Source organism: Oscillibacter sp. KLE 1745, assembly GCF_000469445.2.
Lineage (GTDB): Bacteria > Bacillota > Clostridia > Oscillospirales > Oscillospiraceae > Oscillibacter > Oscillibacter welbionis.
This window is the reverse complement of sequence record NZ_KI271663.1, coordinates 1-2,045: the sequence shown is the minus strand read 5'-3', so window position 1 is coordinate 2,045 and position 2,045 is coordinate 1. Positions and strand designations below refer to the sequence as shown.

At 61.3% G+C, this 2,045-nt stretch carries 1 protein-coding gene and 1 pseudogene; one reads left to right on the top strand and one right to left on the bottom strand.

All coding sequences use genetic code 11. The features are described from left to right. Positions 1–147: 147 nt before the first annotated feature. Positions 148–1,515 (bottom strand): S1C family serine protease, encoded by a 1,368-nt coding sequence (locus HMPREF1546_RS01285; RefSeq protein WP_021749685.1) that lies wholly within the window; start codon positions 1,513–1,515, stop codon positions 148–150. 218 nt (positions 1,516–1,733) lie between these two features. On the opposite strand from HMPREF1546_RS01285, the pseudogene HMPREF1546_RS01280 reads away from it, so the two are divergent. Then, positions 1,734–2,045: pseudogene (locus tag HMPREF1546_RS01280) on the top strand (hypothetical protein); the annotation flags it as partial.

Genomic DNA, 2,045 nt, shown 5'->3' with positions numbered 1-2,045 from the left:
CACCGCGGTTCCGCGGTGCGCCCTTTTCGTTCTATCTGAAATCTCCGCCGCCCGCCGCATCCGGCGGCTTTTTGCCCTTCCGCAGCATCTGCCGCAGAGCCGCCACCGGGCCGCAGAGTTATTTCTGGCTGCGGGAGTCTCCCGCCATCAGCCGAAGAAGTACTCGAAGAGGTCGTAAGGATTGGTGTACCCGCCGCCGTTCTGGGTGTTCTGATCCTGCTCCGTCTGGCCCTGCACAGCGGACTGCTGATCGGCAGACACGGCGCCCCAGGTCAGCTCCAGAGTGATGGTCTCACCCTGGCGGTAGACGGTCAGTGTGGAGGTATCGCCGGCCGCATAGCCCTTCTTGGCAGCGGTCAGGTCCTCCAGGGAGGTGATCTCCGTGCCGTCGATGGCGGTGATAACGTCGCCCAACTGCAGGCCCGCCGCAGCCGCCGGACTGCCGTCCTCCACAGAGTATACGAAGGCACCCTGGCTGATGTCATAGCGGTACTGCTGGGCCATGCCGCTGGTCAGGGTGCCGATGGTGGCGCCCAGATAGGCCTTGTTGCTCACATAGCCGTTGGTCATGATGTCCTGGATCATGCTGATGACGTCATTGATGGGGATAGCGAAGCCCAAGCCCTCCACACTCTCGCCGGAGCTGCCGTAGCTGGAGTATTTGGCGGACACGATACCCACCACCTCGCCGTAGCTGTTCAGCAGCGGACCACCGGAGTTGCCGGGGTTGATGGAGGTATCGGTCTGGATCATATTGAAGGGCGTGCCGTCCACGTTGATGGTGCGGTTCACGCTGGAGACCATGCCGCCGCTCATGGAGAACGTCAGGTCCCCCAGGGGGTTGCCAATGGCCAGAACCCGGTCGCCCACATTCAGCTTCTCACTGTCGCCCAGGGTGACGGCCTGCAGGCCGGAGGCCTCGATCTTGATGACCGCGATGTCGTAGTCCTCATCCCCGCCCACATACTGGGCGTCGTATTCATCGCCGTTGTACAGGGTGACCTTCACGGTCTGGGCATCCTCCACCACATGGTAGTTGGTGACAATATAGCCATCCGTGGTGAGAATAAAGCCGGAGCCGGAGGATGCCGTTTGTACCGGCTGACCGAAGAAGTTGTTGCTGTTGGTCCCGGTGACATTGATAGACACCACGCTGTTGACATTGGCGGCGTAAACCTCCGCGTCGCTCATCGCCGTCTTGCCGTCCACGGTTTTCAGTGCGACCTGACTGACGGTGCGGCCGCTGACGTTGACCGAGGTCTCGTCGCCGCTTCTGCCGACGCCCCAGACAATGCCGCCGCCCACGGCGCCGCCCAGCAGGGCGCAGCACAGGGCCAGGGCCGTCACCTTCAGTCCAATGCGGTTTTTCTTCACAGGCTTCATCTCCTGCACGGGCTGCTGCGGCCCGCTGTTATGGTCCTGTACCGGGCCGGGCTGGGGAGCCGAATGCGCCTCCGCCTCGCTGCCGTCCTTCCGGTAGGTGTAGTGATAGAGATTGTGTTCGTCGTTATACATAATGATTGCCTCCTATTATGTATCCCGCTCATCCATTGTTTAGAACAGAGGATAACATGGGATCGTGTCAAAAGTATGAAGTTTCTGATTCCAATTTTTGAATTGTCCCGGACGGCGCTCCGGAAAAAACCGGAAGCTTTTCAGGGGCTCTTCCTTGAACCTTTGACTGAAGTATAGTATGCTTATCTTAAACACATCTGAAAGGAACTTTGAACAAGGTGTTAAGAATCGATTCCATCAAGCTCCCGCCGGAGGCCGGCATGGCGGAGCTGGCCGCTGAGGCCGCCCGGCTGCTCCGGATGCGGGAGAAGGACATTCTCTCCCTGCGCTTACTCCGCCGCAGTGTGGACGCCCGGGAAGAAGTCCGCCTGGTCTACACGGTGGAGGTCGCGGTCAAGGAGGAGTCCGCTATTCTCCGCCGAGCCAGGAGCCGGAAGATCAGCCGGGCCGCACAGGCCCCGGCGTACACGCCGCCGTCTCCCCTGCCTGCGCCGGCGGTGCCTCCCGTGGTGGTGGGCGCCGGGCCCGCG

Bases quoted from the DNA above. Each gene is read 5' to 3' on its own strand.
- HMPREF1546_RS01285 (WP_021749685.1), bottom strand. From the start codon at position 1,515: ATGTATAACGACGAACACAATCTCTATCACTACACCTACCGGAAGGAC.